The following is a 14288-nucleotide window of genomic DNA, read 5'->3' as shown; positions in this document are numbered from 1 at the left end:
CCGCCCAAGCCTGCCGCGCGTGCCTCATGCCCGCAGCAACGGCAGCGGCTCGAAACGTTGTTGCAGGACCGCCGGCGCGTCGAGCCCCCACCAGGGCCCGAGCGCCGTCGCATAGATCTGCCTGAAGTCCACGCCGACGGGCAGATTGCCGTTGCCGTCGAGCCGCGCCAGTTGCGGCGCCTGCCCATAGAGCCCGCCCGCCACCCGCCCGCCCGCGACGAAATGCGCCGACGCCGTGCCGTGATCCGTGCCGCGACTCTGGTTCTCGCGCACGCGCCGCCCGAACTCCGCATACGTCACGATGAGCGTGCGGTCCCAGCGCCCCAGTTCGATGAGCGCAGAGCGCATTGCCACCATCCCGGCCGCGAACTGGCGCAGCAGGTCCGCATGGCGCTGCGGCTGGTTCTGATGCGTGTCGAAGCCATTTAGCGTCAGACGAATCGCCGCGACACCGCGCTCGGGCACCGGTGCACCTTGCGGCGTGTCGGCCGACGCGAGCGCCTGCATGGCGGTCTTGATCGAAGCGCCGAATGCGCCTTGCGGAAACGCCGTCTTGAGCGTGTACGCGCCTGGGCGCGGACGCAACTGGTCGGCCGCATGCACGATGTCGTTTTCGGTGTCGAGGATATGCGCGAGCGCCGGGTTGCGTTCCTTGAGCGAAACCGGCGTGACGAGCCGCGCGGCGCGCGCGAACTGCGCCGGATTCACGAGCGCGATGGCACGTGCGCCGTTCGCGAGCGGTCCCATCTCGGCGCTGCCCAGCACGAGCGCATCGGCTGCGAATCCGCCCGGCACCGGCGCGCTCGCGAACGCGCGCGTGAGCCAGCCTTCGCGCAGATATTGATCGGCGCGCGAGGCCGTGTCCCAGATCTCGATCGAGCGAAAGTGCGAGAGATTCGGCTGCGCGTAGCTCACGCCCTGCACGATCGCGAGTTCGTGCGCGCCCCACATGGGCATGAGCGGCGCGAGCGCCGGATGCAGTGCCGTGCGCTCGTCGAGCTGCACCGCCTGCGCGCGCGGCACGCCGATGGTTTGCCGGTAGCTGTAGTAGAGCGGATCGGCAAACGGCACGACGGTGTTCAGGCCGTCGTTGCCGCCCTTGAGCTCGACGAGAATCAGCAGATTGTCGTAGCGGTTCGATGCACCTGCGCGCACGGGCTTCGCCCCTTGCGCGCGCGCCGCGCCCGGGAGCCAAAGCGTCGTGCCCGCCATCGCGGCGCCGGCCGCAAGAAAGTCGCGTCGCTTCATGCGCTGCCTCGCTCGTCAGTACGGTGGCGAACCCGGCCACCGGGATTTCGGCTTGTCATTTTCATGCTTCACTTCAACTGATACACCGGATCCATCAGCAGTGCCTGGAGATAGGAACCGGCACTGCTGCCGGCCGCAATCGCATCGACCGGTGCGAGCGGCAGCACGGCATGCTGCATTTGCAACTGCGCCGAGAGGCCGGGCTGCGCCTCGGCGCTCAGGCCAAAGCGCGTGAGCCAGCCATCCAGATCGAAACGCATGCCGCCTTGCGGCATCGCTTGCCGCACTGCATTTGGCGTGTCTTGCTGCATGCCCGACGCGATCTTCGTCATGGCGTGCGGCGCATGCGAGGGCCCCGTCTCGGTCGCGCGAAACAACTGCTCGACAAACTGCTTGCGCGCGAGCAGCGTCGAGCTGTTGATCCATGCCGCCCCGCCCGGCCAGCCTTTCACGTTCGGCGGATAGAACAGATTCTCGCCCAATGCCGCCGAGCGGCGCGCGAACGGCAGCGTGTCGCCATAGGTCACGTCGAAACGCCGCATCGTGCCGACGATGAACTCCACGGGCGAACTCACGAGCACGCCGCGATTGTGCTCGTCCCAGAACGCGGGCGTCGTGAGGAGCGCGCCGAGCGCCGCCTTGTTGTCGTAGCCGCTCGTGCGAAAGCGCACGGCGACAGTGTCGAGCTGCGCATCGTCGGGCGTACCGGAGATGAACTCACGCCACAGCTTCGCGCTCAGATAACGGGCAGTTTGGGGCTGCGCGAGCAGGATGTCGAGCACCTGATCGCCGTCGAATGTTCCACTGCGCCCGAGCACGGCCTTCTCACCGTCGTCGTGCAGCTCGGGACGCCAGACGAAACGCCGGGTGTCGGCGTCGAGGCTCCAGCCCGTGTAGGCGCGCGCCGCTTCAGCCACGTCGCGCTGCGTGTATTGCCCTTCGCCTAGCGTGAACAGCTCCATCACTTCGCGTGCGAAATTCTCGTTGGGCCGGCCCTTGCGATTGCTCGCGCCATCGAGGTAAAGCAGCATTGCCGGGTCCTTCGCGACGGCATGCAACATCGTCGCGAAGCTGCCAAGCGCGTTACGTCGCAAGAGCGCGTTTTGCGCGGCCATCAACTGCGGCTCGGACACCTTGTCCTGCCCCGACGTGAAATGGTTGTGCCAGAAGAGCGTCATGCGCTCGGTGAGCGGCGAAGGCGTGACGAGCATCTCGCGCAGCCACCATGCGCGCAGTTCGTCGTAGCGCGCACCGCGCTGGCGTTGCGCGTCGCGGCGCTCGTCGGGTGTCCATGCGCGTTGCTGGGCTCGGCTCGGCAGTGCTTCTTCGCTCCAGGCGGGCAGCGACGTGAGCGCCTCGGTGCGCGCGCTGTCGAGCAGCCGCGCGACGGCTTGCGCGCGCGTCAGGCCCACATAAGGCGAGACCTCATCGGCGCGTGGCGCGAAGCCCGTGCGAATGAGGAGATGGCGCGCGTCGTCGGCGTCGACGAGCGCGCCGTCGTCATCGTCTGACGATGCCGCGCGAGACATCGCGCCCGGCCTGAACCGTCTGGAGTCGCTCATGATGAATGGGCGCGCGGCGAGACAGCCGGCGCATGAATCGAATGTACCGGCTTAACGGTCCGCGAGAAACGGCTGTTGACCGCGCAATTGCTACGAGATTTTTCAGCGCGGCGCGATTGCGTGCATAACCCGAATATGCCGCCCCAAGCCGGTAAAATCATGAAAGGCACGAGAAAGGCGTGCGGTGCGAGCGAAGAGAAAATGGCGCGCCTGAAACGCCGCGACAATATCAGCGCTTATACAGTTCGCGCACGGCGTCTTCGATGTGCTGGCGCAAGAGCTTGCGCTCGTCGGGCGTCATATGGCCGTCACGGCGGCGCTGATCGAGATCGGGGGGAACGGCGGGACGCTGATTGAGGTCTGATGCAGGACGCGGGATCGGGTCGCCGCGTACGCGGCGCATCGGTGACTTGCCACCCGGCGCGCGAGCGGGCGACTGCGTGTTTTCGTACCGGTCTGCGGAGGGCTGGGCCCGAGCCGGCACCGACTCCAATGCAGCCGCCACGCCACCGGCTAGCGCCAGTGCAAGCATGGTGTGGCGCATTGTCGGCCTGACCCCTCCCATCGTTTTGTTCCCTTCTTGACGCGGCAAACGGCTACCTCGAATGCATGTACGAACCCGACCTGCGCGGGCCTGGAATTTAAAGTCGAATGAAGTATCTACCGAACAGCCGCTTTACGTAAAGAAGTCTATCTGTCGGTGCTTGATGCCGTGGCACAGCACGGGTAAATTTTGTAACTGACTGTAACCTGATAATTGGTGCAAACTCGCATCACTATCCAATCGCGCTAAGATGCCAGGCATGGAAACCAAAAACCCGTCCAAAATTCTCGTTGTCGATGATGATCCCCGACTCCGGGATCTGCTGCGCCGCTACCTCGGCGAACAGGGCTTCAACGTATACGTGGCCGAAAACGCCCCCGCCATGAACAAGCTGTGGGTGCGCGAGCGTTTCGACCTGCTGGTGCTCGACCTCATGCTGCCCGGCGAAGACGGCCTGTCGATCTGCCGCCGCCTGCGCGGCAGCAACGACCGCACGCCTATCATCATGCTCACCGCCAAGGGTGAGGACGTGGATCGCATCGTCGGCCTCGAAATGGGCGCCGACGACTATCTGCCCAAGCCCTTCAACCCGCGCGAGCTGGTCGCGCGCATTCACGCCGTGCTGCGCCGCCAGGCGCCGTCCGAGCTGCCGGGCGCGCCCTCGGAAACCACCGAGGTGTTCGAGTTCGGCGAATTCGCGCTGAATCTCGCCACGCGCACGCTCACCAAGGCCGGGCAGGAAATTCCGCTCACCACGGGCGAGTTTTCGGTGCTCAAGGTGTTCGCGCGTCATCCGCGCCAGCCGCTGTCGCGCGAAAAGCTCATGGAGCTCGCACGCGGCCGGGAATACGAAGTGTTCGACCGGAGCCTCGACGTGCAGATCTCGCGCCTGCGCAAGCTCATCGAACCCGATCCGGGCAGCCCGCGTTTCATTCAAACGGTGTGGGGACTCGGCTACGTGTTCATTCCCGACGGCGCCGCCTGATCCTGGATGGTGTCTCGTTGTCTGCACTGCCTCTGTTGAAACGGGAAGGGTCCATGCGGATTGACCGGCGTTTGCTCACGCTCGCGTTCGGCGATCTGTTCTGGCGCACCTTCCTGCTGATCGCCCTGCTCATCGCCGTCAGCCTTGCCGCGTGGTTCCAGAGCTTTCGCGTGATCGAGCGCGAGCCGCGCGCGCAACGCGTGGCGCTCCAGCTCGTCGCGGTCGTGAAGCTCACGCGCACGGCGCTCCTCTACTCCGATCCCGATCTGCGCCGCGCGCTGTTGCAGGATCTCGAGAGCAACGAGGGCGTGCGCGTCTACCCGCGCGAAACCACGGACAAATACAAGCTCCAGCCCGACGAGTCACTCAATCGCCTGATCGAGCATGACATTCGCGGGCGCCTTGGCGACGACACCATCATCGCGCAGTCCGTGAACAACATTCCGGGCGTGTGGATCAGCTTCAAGATCGACGACGACGATTACTGGGTCGCGCTCGACCGGGATCAGCTCGACAACGTCACGGGCTTGCAGTGGGTGGGATGGGGTGTCTCCGCGCTCGCGCTCTCGCTGTTCGGCGCGGCTTTCATCACGAGTCTCGTGAACCGGCCGTTCGCGCGGCTGGCCATGTCGGCGCGCATGCTGGGCTCGGGGCAGCCGCCTGCGCCCTTGCCCGAAAGCGGCATGGGCGTCGCGGCCGAAACCAATCGCTCGTTCAACCAGATGGTGCGCGACCTGGAGCAACTGGAGGCCGACCGGGCGCTGATGCTCGCGGGCATCTCGCACGACCTGCGCACGCCGCTCGCGCGCCTGCGGCTCGAAACGGAGATGAGCCCGTCCGACCAGGCGACCAAGGACGCGATGATCGACGACATCGAGCAGATGGACATGATCATCGGCCGCTTCCTCGATTATGCGCGGCCCGCGCAGCGCATGCCCGAGCGCGTCGATCTTTCGGTCATCGCCGGCGAGATGGCTGCACGCATGGCGAGCGAGGACGGCGTGCGTCTGATCACGCGGCTCGCGCCTTCGGCCATGATCGAAGCCGACGACACCGACATGCGCCGCGTGGTGGGCAACCTGATCGAGAACGCCCGCAAGTACGGCGCGAGCGAAACCGACGGCATTCCGCACATCATGCTCGAAACGCGTGTCTCGCACTCGCGCGTCGAGCTCTCGGTGGTCGACGAAGGCCCCGGCATTCCCGAGGATCAGCTCCCGCTCGTCACGCGGCCGTTCTACCGCGTGGACACGGCCCGCACCCAGGCCAACGGCACGGGCCTCGGCATGGCCATCGTGCAGCGGCTCGTGGGCCGTTATCGCGGCGCGCTGCGCCTGCGCAACCGGCTGCCGGGCCCGGGCCTCGAAGTGACGATCGAGTTCCCGCTCGCCAAGGGCGCCTGATCGCGCTCGTCCCGTCTCTTCGTAACCCGTAGCCCGCGACGGCGCACGCTCACAGCACGCGCCGCCCGCTCCTGCGACAATCGGATTCAAGGGCACGCTTTCCCGCGTGCGGAGCCAAAGCGGGCCGCCTGGCCCGCCTCTCGTCTGAGGATCCCCGCCATGAAAACCGTCGGCGACAAACTCGAAGCCTTCACGGTGACCGCCGCGAAGCCCGGCTTCAACCATCCCGAGGAAAACGGCGAGTCCGCGTTCATCGAAATCACGGAGCAGACCTTCTCGAACAAGTGGAAGGTCATCTACTTTTATCCGAAGGATTTCACGCTCGTCTGCCCCACCGAGATCGTCGCGTTCGCGCGGCTCATCAAGGAGTTCGACGACCGCGAAGCGGTCGTGATGGGCGGCAGCTGCGACAACGAATACGTGAAGCTCGCGTGGCGGCGCGAAGACCAGGACCTGAACCGCCTCAATCACTATTCGTTCGGCGACGTGAAGGGCGAACTGATCGATCAGCTAGGCATCCGCGACAAGGAAGCGGGCGTGGCGCTGCGCGCGACCTTCATCATCGATCCCGACAACACGATCCAGCACGTAACGGTGAATAACCTGAACGTGGGCCGCAGCGCAGAAGAAGTCCTGCGCGTGCTCGACGGTCTTCAGACCGGCGAGTTGTGCCCCGGCGGGCGCGAGATCGGCGGCGAGACGCTTTAGCGCAGCGCGACACGTCAACGCAGCGCGGCCTGGCGCCGCACCACCCTGCGCGTCACGTCTGGCTTGCCGCGGCGCGCGCGGGCAAACGGTTGCGTATCGCCGTTTCGAGCGGCCGCTTCCATTCGAGCACGCGCTTTTCCAGCACCTGCCACGACAGATGCGCGAGCAGCACGGCCAGCGCGAACTGCAATACGAGCGCGAGCGCCGTCTGCACCGTCTCCGGCACATGCAGCCGTGCATAGAATTCCGGCGCCACGCCCAGGCGCGAAGGCACCAGGTTGTGGAACAGATAGAAGCCGTAACTGATCGTGCCGAGATACGCGAGCGGACGCAGTTCGAGTGCGGCGACGAGCGCGCTGTCCTGGCGGCACACGAGCCACAGGAACAGCGCACCCAGCGAGAGCGCGAGCCCGATATCGAAGAGGCCCGGCAGCGTCGCGCCCGTCAGCGCTTGCGCACAATCCGCGCGCGCGAGCGCGAACCCCGTGATGGCCGCGAGCGCGGCAAAGAACCACACGCCGCTCGCGGCCCCGGCGCGCAGCGACACGCGCGCGCCGCCAATCGCCAGCGCGCCGCCCAGCGCGAGCATGGCGAAATTCCACGGCGAGAACGCGTAGACGAGCGGCTCGATCGCACCTTCCTCGTACAGCGCGAGGTGGGCGAACGCGGCAGCAGCGATGACCACGGCACATAGCGCGAGATGCCGCGAAGCGCGCACGAACAGCAGTGCGAACGGCGCGACCAAATAGAACTGCTGCTCCACCGCGAGGCTCCAGAAATGCGACACCGTGCCGGGCCAGCCATCGTGCACCACGCCAATCCAGTAATTGGAGAGGAATGCGAAATGCCAGACGAGACCCAGATCGACATCGCGCTGATAGAAGCATGCATGCGCGATGGTCAGCGCGATCAGCAGCAGGTAATACACGGGAAAAATGCGCAGCGCGCGCTTCATGAAGAAGACGTACAGCAGCGCGGACGTGCGCGCGCCGTGCTGCTCGATGCGCAACCGGTTGCGATGCAGCTCGCCGATGATGAGATAGCCGCTGATCAGGAAGAACAGCCAGACACCGATCTTGCCCGCGTCGATCGCATCGACGTGCGCCTTGTGCGAGAGGAATACGAGCACCACCGCGAGCGCTCGCAGGCCGTCGAGGCCTTTCACGCGTCTTTCAACTCCCGCCATTGCCCTCCCCACTTCCGGTTACCGGTTCAGTATGGGATGAAATAAACGGAAATTAATCGGCAAGAAAAGCGACGGCGATGATTGCAGTTGCAACCATCGCCGTAAGGTGGGGAGCAGGCACGCGCCCTGCTCAGGCGCGCTAGCCCCCGCCATCCGGGGCTAGCAGGCGCGTCACGTGCGCAGCAGGAGCACGGCGGCCTGGGCTTCGATCCCTTCGCCGCGGCCGAGATAGCCGAGCTTTTCGTTCGTCTTCGCTTTCACATTGACGCGATCGAGCGGCAGGTTCAGGTCTTCGGCAATCGTCTTGCGCATCGCCTCGATATGGGGCGCGAGCTTGGGCGCCTGTGCGATCACCGTGGTGTCGACGTTCATGAGCGTGAAGCCCGCTTCCTGCACACGGCGCAGGCATTCGCGCAGCAGCACGCGGCTGTCGGCGCCGTAGAACTGCTTGTCGGTGTCGGGAAAATGGCGGCCGATGTCGCCAAGCGCGGCGGCGCCGAACAATGCGTCGGTGATGGCGTGCAGCAGCACGTCGGCGTCCGAGTGGCCGAGCAGGCCCCGGTCGTACGGCACCGTCACGCCGCCGATCACGAGCGGGCGGCCGGGCACCAGCGCGTGCACGTCGTAGCCTTGTCCGATTCTGATGTCCATGGGTGGGGGTTCCGGGAGATGGGTGATGGGATTGCGCAGCGGGCTTATTCGGCGGGCTGCCTGAGAATGGCTTCGGCGAGCGCAAAGTCTTCGGGGTACGTCACCTTGAAGTTGCGCAGGCTCCCTTGCACGAGGCGCGGCTTGTGGCCCAGCCACTCGATCGCGCTCGCTTCGTCGGTGAGATCGTGGCCGTCCTGCTGCGCGCGCTCGATCGCGGTACGCAGCATGCCGATGCGGAACATCTGCGGGGTCTGGGCCTGCCAGAGGCCGTCGCGGGCCTCGGTGCGCGCGATACGCGTGCCCGGCGCCGCGTCGTCCCGCGGCGCGACGCGCTTGAGCGTGTCGGCCACCGGCAGCGCCATGATGCCGCCCACGGGGTCGTCCTTGAGCGCCTCGACGAGCGTGCGGATCAGCGCGGGCGTGATGCCGGGGCGCGCCGCGTCGTGCACGAGCACCCAGTCGTCGTCGCGCGCGCCGAATTCGGCAAGCGCGGCGAGGCCGTTGTAGACCGAAGCCTGGCGCGAGGCGCCGCCGCAGCGCCGCACAGCGAAGCGCAGGCCGCCGAAGCGGCGGGCGTCGAAGTGGTTATCGTCGGCGGAAATCACCACGAGCGTCTGCGCGAATTCGTTGCAGGCGTCGAAAGCAGCGAGCGTATAGTGCAGGAGGTCGCGTCCGGCAACGATTCGATATTGTTTCGGCATGGCCGACCCAGAACGGCTGCCGGTGCCGGCGCACGGAATCAGGGCAAAAAGGCGTGAAGTCACGGTGTCGCGAGCCGCATGAGTCAAAGTAAAGGACGGATTTTATAATAGGTCCCTTAGCCGCACGCCGGACGCCCGCAAAGACGCCCGCGCCATGCGCCGGATTCGCGTGAATTCGAGCCGTGGCGCACGCCTGACCGGTCACCCGAATGGCGCCTGCCGCCCCGCCCTGCGGGCCGCGGGCGCCTTTCGAATGACCGCCGGAGCCCGGCCGGTGCAGCTTTGCGCATGGCTTTGCACTTGAAGGCCCGAGCCCGGCCCCCAAATTCTGGCATTGCACTTCGCCCGAGTTGGCCACCATACCGACACAAGCGTCGGCCACCCTGTTGCCTATGTCCGATATCGCCGCATCCTCGCACTCCCCGTCCCCCGTCGCCGTCGTCAAGCCGGGGCAGCGCTACGCATTCGACGGCACGCACGGCTCGTCCGACGCGCTCCTGATCGCCCGCTACCGCGAGGCCGCCCTCGCCGGCGCCGCGCGTGCTCCGCTGCTGGCCGTGATCTGCGCGAGCGCCGTGGACGCCCAACGGCTCGCCCAGGAAATCCCGTTCTTCGCCCCGCAGGCGCGCGTGCGCCTGCTGCCCGACTGGGAAACGCTGCCGTACGACACGTTCTCGCCGCACCAGGATCTCGTCTCCGAGCGCCTCGCCACGCTGCACGACCTCGGCGAGGGCCGCTGCGACATCCTCATTGTCCCGGCCACCACGGCGCTCTACCGCATGCCGCCCGCGTCGTTCCTGGCGGCCTATACGTTCTCGTTCTCGCAGGGCGAACGGCTCGACGAAGCGAAGCTCAAGTCGCAACTCACGCTCGCGGGCTACGAGCACGTGAGCCAGGTGGTGCGGCCCGGCGAGTACTGCGTGCGCGGCTCGCTCATCGACCTCTTTCCGATGGGCTCGCCGCTGCCCTACCGTCTCGACCTGTTCGACGACCAGGTCGACTCGATCCGCGCTTTCGACCCGGACAGCCAGCGCAGCCTCTACCCCGTGAAGGACGTGCGCCTGTTGCCGGGCCGCGAATTTCCCTTCGACGAAGCGTCGCGCACGGCGTTTCGCAGCCGCTGGCGCGAGGTGTTCGAAGGCGACCCGAGCCGTGCGACGATCTACAAGGACATCGGCAACGGCGTGCCCTCGGCCGGTATCGAATACTATCTGCCGCTCTTTTTCGAGGAGACGGCCACGCTGTTCCACTACCTGCCGGAAAACGCGCAGTTGGTGTTCTCGGGCGACCTCGACGCCTCGATCCGCCGCTTCACCAACGACACGAAGCAGCGCCACAGCTTCCTCTCGCACGACCGCGAGCGGCCGATCCTGGAGCCGCAGCGCCTCTTCCTGACCGACGAGGACTTCTTCACGTTCGCGAAGCCGTTCGCGCGCCTTGTGCTGCCGGCCACAAGCGAAGGCGGCTGGGCCACGGCGCTGCCGAGCCTTGCGATCGACCGTCACGCCGACGACCCGCTCGCCGCGTTGCGCGCCTACCTCGACACAACGAAAAACCGCGTGCTGTTCGCGGTGGAATCGGCGGGCCGGCGCGAAACCATCGCCCAGTTGCTCGCCGATAATCACCTGCGCCCCACGGGCGCGGACAGTTTCGAGGACTGGCTCACCGGCGACGAGCGTTTCGTGCTCGGCGTCGCGCCGCTGACCACGGGCTTCTCGCTGCCGGGCGAGGCGCTCGCCATCATTACCGAAAGCGAGCTTTACGGGCCGCTCGCGCGCCGCGCGGGACGCCGCCGCCAGGAACAGGCGAGCAACGTCGATTCGATGGTGCGCGACCTCTCCGAGCTGAAAGTGGGCGACCCGGTCGTGCACGCGCAGCACGGCATCGGCCGCTATCACGGCCTCGTGACGATGGACCTCGGCGAAGGCGATACCGAGTTCCTGCACCTCGAATACGCGAACGGCAGCAAGCTCTACGTGCCTGTTTCGCAGTTGCATGTGATTTCGCGTTACAGCGGCGCCGATCCCGACAGCGCCCCGCTGCACGCGCTCGGCTCGGGCCAGTGGGAAAAGGCGCGCCGCAAGGCCGCGCAGCAGATCCGCGACACGGCCGCCGAGCTGTTGAACCTCTACGCGCGCCGCGCCGCGCGCGAAGGTCACGCGTTCAAGCTCGATCCGCGCGACTACGTGAAGTTCGCGGAAAGCTTCGGCTTCGAGGAAACGCCGGACCAGGCCGCGGCAATCGCCGCCGTGATCGGCGATATGACGAGCGGCAAGCCGATGGACCGCCTCGTGTGCGGCGACGTGGGCTTCGGCAAGACGGAAGTGGCGCTGCGCGCGGCGTTCATCGCCGTGATGGGCGGCAAGCAGGTGGCGATTCTCTCGCCCACCACGCTGCTCGCCGAGCAGCACACGCAAACCTTCACGGACCGTTTCTCCGAGTGGCCCGTGCGCATTGCCGAGCTGTCGCGCTTCAAGACCGCGAAGGAAGTGAGCGGCGCGATCCAGCAGATCAACGACGGCACCGTCGACATCGTGATCGGCACGCACAAGCTGCTGTCGTCCGACGTGCAGTTCAAGCGCCTCGGTCTCGTGATCATCGACGAGGAGCACCGTTTCGGCGTGCGCCAGAAGGAAGCGCTCAAGGCGCTGCGCGCCGAAGTGGACGTGCTCACGCTCACCGCCACGCCGATTCCGCGTACGCTCGGCATGGCGCTCGAAGGCCTGCGCGACTTCTCCGTGATCGCGACCGCGCCGCAAAAGCGCCTCGCCATCAAGACCTTCGTGCGCCGCGAGGAAGACAGCGTGATTCGCGAGGCCATGCTGCGCGAACTCAAACGCGGCGGCCAGGTGTACTTCCTGCACAACGAAGTGGAGACCATCGAGAACCGCCGCGCGATGCTCGAAGCGCTGGTGCCCGAAGCGCGCATCGCGGTGGCGCACGGCCAGATGCACGAGCGCGAGCTCGAAACCGTGATGCGCGATTTCGTGGGGCAACGCGCGAACGTGCTGCTGTGTACGACGATCATCGAGACCGGCATCGACGTGCCGACCGCGAACACGATCCTCATCCATCGATCCGACAAGTTCGGTCTCGCCCAGTTGCACCAGTTGCGCGGCCGCGTCGGGCGCTCGCACCACCAGGCGTACGCGTATTTGCTCGTGCACGATCCGCAAGGGCTCACGAAGCAGGCGCAGCGCCGTCTGGAGGCGATTCAGCAGATGGAAGAACTCGGTTCGGGCTTCTATCTGGCGATGCACGACCTGGAGATTCGCGGTACGGGCGAAGTGCTCGGCGACAAGCAGTCGGGCGAGATCCAGGAGATCGGCTTCCAGCTCTACACGGACATGCTCAACGACGCCGTGAAAGCGCTCAAGGACGGCCGCGAGCCCGATCTGAACGCGCCGCTCGCAGCGACGACGGAGATCAACCTGCACGCGCCCGCCATCCTGCCTGCCGACTATTGCGGCGACGTGCAGGAGCGCCTGTCGCTCTACAAGCGCCTCGCGAACTGCGAGCACGACGATTCGATCGACGGCATTCAGGAGGAGCTGATCGACCGCTTCGGCAAGATGCCGCCGCAGGCGCACGCGCTGATCGAAACGCATCGGCTGCGACTGGCGGCCAAGCCGCTCGGCATCACGAAGATCGATGCGGGCGAAGCCGTGATCGGCTTGCAGTTCGTGCCGAATCCGCCCGTGGACGCCATGCGCATCATCGAGATGGTGCAGAAGCACAAGCACATCAAGCTCGCGGGCCAGGACAAGCTGCGCATAGAAACGCGCAGCCCCGACCTCGCGGTGCGCGTGGCCACCGTGAAGGAGACGTTGCGCGCGCTCGGCGCGCCCAATCGCGCGAGCGCTGCGCGCTAAGGTCCCGGCACGCCTTCCCGACGCCCGCGCGGATCGCCTTCCGCGCGGGCGTTTTCACGTGATGTTGCAGCGCGCCATGCAGGTGGCCGGCGAGCGCTCCGGGAAGCCACACACTGCCGGTCGCTTTGGCTTGCCACATTCTTTTTGGGTAAGATGAAGAATACAAGCAAGCTGGAGTCCAACATGTCCCACGCCGCTGAAACAGCGCAGTCTTCCACGCAGTTCGCCTCCGTTCCCGCCTCGCTCCCCTGGGTTACCCGCCTCGTTTCGATGGATACGGTCAGCCGTCATCCGAATCTCGGCCTGATCGAGACGGTGCGCGACGATCTGCGCGCGCGCGGCATCGAATCGACGCTCACCTATGGCCGCGACGGCAAGTGGGCCAACCTGTTCGCCACGATCCCCGCCCATGACGGCGAAACGAACGGCGGCATCGTGCTCTCGGGCCACACCGACGTGGTGCCCGTGGACGGCCAGAAGTGGGACAGCGACCCGTTCAAGCCCGAGATCCGCGACGGGCTGCTCTACGGCCGCGGCACCTGCGACATGAAGGGCTTTATCGGCGCGGCGCTCACGCTGTTGCCCGAAATCCAGCAGACGAAACTCGCCAAGCCCCTGCACCTCGCGCTCTCGTTCGACGAGGAAGTGGGCTGCGTGGGCGCGCCGCTCATGATCGAGGAACTCGTGAAGCGCGGCGTGAAGCCCGAAGGCTGCATCGTGGGCGAACCCACGAGCATGCGCCCCATCGTGGCGCACAAGGGCATCAACGCGTACCAGTGCTGCGTGCGCGGCCAGGCCGCGCATTCGTCGCTCACGCCGCGCGGCCTCAACGCCATCGAATACGCGGCGCGCCTCATCTGCTACATCCGCGACATGGCCGACGAGTTCCGCGCCAACGGCCCCTTCGACGAGCTTTACGACGTGCCGTTCACGACCGCGCAAACCAGCACGATCGAAGGCGGCAACGCCATCAACACGGTGCCGGCGGAATGCCGCTTTGCGTTCGAGTTCCGCAATCTGCCGACGCTCGACCCCGAGACGATCTTCGCGCGCATCGAGCAGTACGCGCGCGAAACGCTCGTGCCGAAGATGCAGCGCGAGCACGCGGTGGGCGCGATCGAATTTACGAAGATCGCAGCCGCCCCCGGCCTCGACGCCACCGAGCAGGCCGCGATCACGCAGCTCGTGCGTGCGCTCACCGCCGACGACGCGCGCCGCAAGGTTGCGTACGGCACCGAGGCGGGCCTCTTCGCGCGCGCGGGCATTCCGAGCGTGGTGTGCGGCCCCGGCGACATCCAGCAGGCGCACAAGCCCAACGAATACGTGTCGCTCGAACAGCTCGCGGCCTGCGAAGGTTTCCTGCGCAAGCTCGTGCACGGCCTGTCCGTCGAAGCCCAGGCACGATAACCACGCCGCACGCGCACCGCC

General features: G+C 66.4%; 11 protein-coding genes. 5 read left to right on the top strand and 6 right to left on the bottom strand.

Annotated elements, in window-relative coordinates; genetic code table 11:
* Positions 1–24 precede the first annotated feature (24 nt).
* The 3 genes from C7402_RS37090 to C7402_RS37080 all read right to left on the bottom strand — a co-directional run bounded on the left by C7402_RS37090 (position 25) and on the right by C7402_RS37080 (position 3354).
* Positions 25–1248 carry a DUF1501 domain-containing protein gene (locus C7402_RS37090; RefSeq protein WP_116614105.1) on the bottom strand — a complete coding sequence of 408 codons (1224 nt, stop codon included), beginning with the start codon at positions 1246–1248 and terminating at the stop codon, positions 25–27.
* A 68-nt stretch (positions 1249–1316) separates the two neighbouring features.
* Positions 1317–2777, bottom strand: coding sequence for a DUF1800 domain-containing protein (locus tag C7402_RS37085; RefSeq protein WP_116614104.1), 1461 nt, complete (start codon positions 2775–2777; stop codon positions 1317–1319).
* A 262-nt stretch (positions 2778–3039) separates the two neighbouring features.
* Complete coding sequence (locus C7402_RS37080) at positions 3040–3354, bottom strand: hypothetical protein (protein WP_112176377.1); 315 nt, start codon at positions 3352–3354, stop codon at positions 3040–3042.
* Positions 3355–3604: 250 nt separating this feature from the next.
* On the opposite strand from C7402_RS37080, the gene ompR reads away from it, so the two are divergent.
* From ompR to C7402_RS37065, 3 genes are all read left to right on the top strand, one after another.
* A complete protein-coding gene (gene ompR / locus C7402_RS37075; protein ID WP_027814652.1) occupies positions 3605–4339 on the top strand; it encodes an osmolarity response regulator transcription factor OmpR in 735 nt (244 codons plus the stop codon).
* Between the two features lie 53 nt (positions 4340–4392).
* Positions 4393–5742, top strand: coding sequence for an ATP-binding protein (locus C7402_RS37070; protein ID WP_112176379.1), 1350 nt, complete (start codon positions 4393–4395; stop codon positions 5740–5742).
* 159 nt (positions 5743–5901) lie between these two features.
* Positions 5902–6450 carry a peroxiredoxin gene (locus C7402_RS37065; RefSeq protein ID WP_112176381.1) on the top strand — a complete coding sequence of 183 codons (549 nt, stop codon included), beginning with the start codon at positions 5902–5904 and terminating at the stop codon, positions 6448–6450.
* Between the two features lie 52 nt (positions 6451–6502).
* Here C7402_RS37065 and C7402_RS37060 read toward each other — a convergent pair whose 3' ends face one another.
* From C7402_RS37060 to ispD, 3 genes are all read right to left on the bottom strand, one after another.
* Positions 6503–7636: an acyltransferase family protein gene (locus C7402_RS37060; protein ID WP_116614103.1), complete on the bottom strand. Its 1134-nt coding sequence runs from the start codon at positions 7634–7636 to the stop codon at positions 6503–6505.
* Positions 7637–7807: 171 nt separating this feature from the next.
* The gene (ispF, locus tag C7402_RS37055) at positions 7808–8287 is read right to left on the bottom strand and encodes a 2-C-methyl-D-erythritol 2,4-cyclodiphosphate synthase (protein ID WP_116614102.1); all 480 of its coding nucleotides are present in this window, start codon (positions 8285–8287) and stop codon (positions 7808–7810) included.
* 44 nt (positions 8288–8331) lie between these two features.
* Positions 8332–9051: a 2-C-methyl-D-erythritol 4-phosphate cytidylyltransferase gene (gene ispD, locus C7402_RS37050; RefSeq protein WP_116614101.1), complete on the bottom strand. Its 720-nt coding sequence runs from the start codon at positions 9049–9051 to the stop codon at positions 8332–8334.
* Between the two features lie 329 nt (positions 9052–9380).
* Between ispD and mfd the strand changes: the two genes are divergently transcribed.
* Positions 9381–12860, top strand: a complete 3480-nt coding sequence (gene mfd, locus C7402_RS37045; RefSeq protein ID WP_112176388.1) for a transcription-repair coupling factor — start codon at positions 9381–9383, stop codon at positions 12858–12860.
* A gap of 183 nt (positions 12861–13043) precedes the next feature.
* Positions 13044–14267: an acetylornithine deacetylase gene (gene argE, locus C7402_RS37040; protein WP_116614100.1), complete on the top strand. Its 1224-nt coding sequence runs from the start codon at positions 13044–13046 to the stop codon at positions 14265–14267.
* Positions 14268–14288 lie beyond the last annotated feature (21 nt).

The sequence above is a fragment of the Paraburkholderia unamae genome, assembly GCF_003096875.1.
In the GTDB taxonomy this organism is placed as follows: Bacteria; Pseudomonadota; Gammaproteobacteria; order Burkholderiales; family Burkholderiaceae; genus Paraburkholderia; species Paraburkholderia unamae.
The sequence above is the reverse complement of the archived record's forward strand: the minus strand, read 5'-3'. Positions and strand labels throughout refer to the sequence as shown.

Excerpts from the sequence above, each read along its gene's own strand:
- mfd (WP_112176388.1), top strand. The coding sequence starts at position 9,381 with ATGTCCGATATCGCCGCATCCTCGCACTCCCCGTCCCCCGTCGCCGTC.
- ompR (WP_027814652.1), top strand. The coding sequence starts at position 3,605 with ATGCCAGGCATGGAAACCAAAAACCCGTCCAAAATTCTCGTTGTCGAT.
- C7402_RS37070 (WP_112176379.1), top strand. The coding sequence starts at position 4,393 with ATGCGGATTGACCGGCGTTTGCTCACGCTCGCGTTCGGCGATCTGTTC.
- C7402_RS37065 (WP_112176381.1), top strand. The coding sequence starts at position 5,902 with ATGAAAACCGTCGGCGACAAACTCGAAGCCTTCACGGTGACCGCCGCG.
- C7402_RS37090 (WP_116614105.1), bottom strand. The coding sequence starts at position 1,248 with ATGAAGCGACGCGACTTTCTTGCGGCCGGCGCCGCGATGGCGGGCACG.
- C7402_RS37080 (WP_112176377.1), bottom strand. The coding sequence starts at position 3,354 with ATGCGCCACACCATGCTTGCACTGGCGCTAGCCGGTGGCGTGGCGGCT.
- C7402_RS37085 (WP_116614104.1), bottom strand. The coding sequence starts at position 2,777 with ATGTCTCGCGCGGCATCGTCAGACGATGACGACGGCGCGCTCGTCGAC.
- ispF (WP_116614102.1), bottom strand. The coding sequence starts at position 8,287 with ATGGACATCAGAATCGGACAAGGCTACGACGTGCACGCGCTGGTGCCC.
- argE (WP_116614100.1), top strand. The coding sequence starts at position 13,044 with ATGTCCCACGCCGCTGAAACAGCGCAGTCTTCCACGCAGTTCGCCTCC.
- C7402_RS37060 (WP_116614103.1), bottom strand. The coding sequence starts at position 7,636 with ATGGCGGGAGTTGAAAGACGCGTGAAAGGCCTCGACGGCCTGCGAGCG.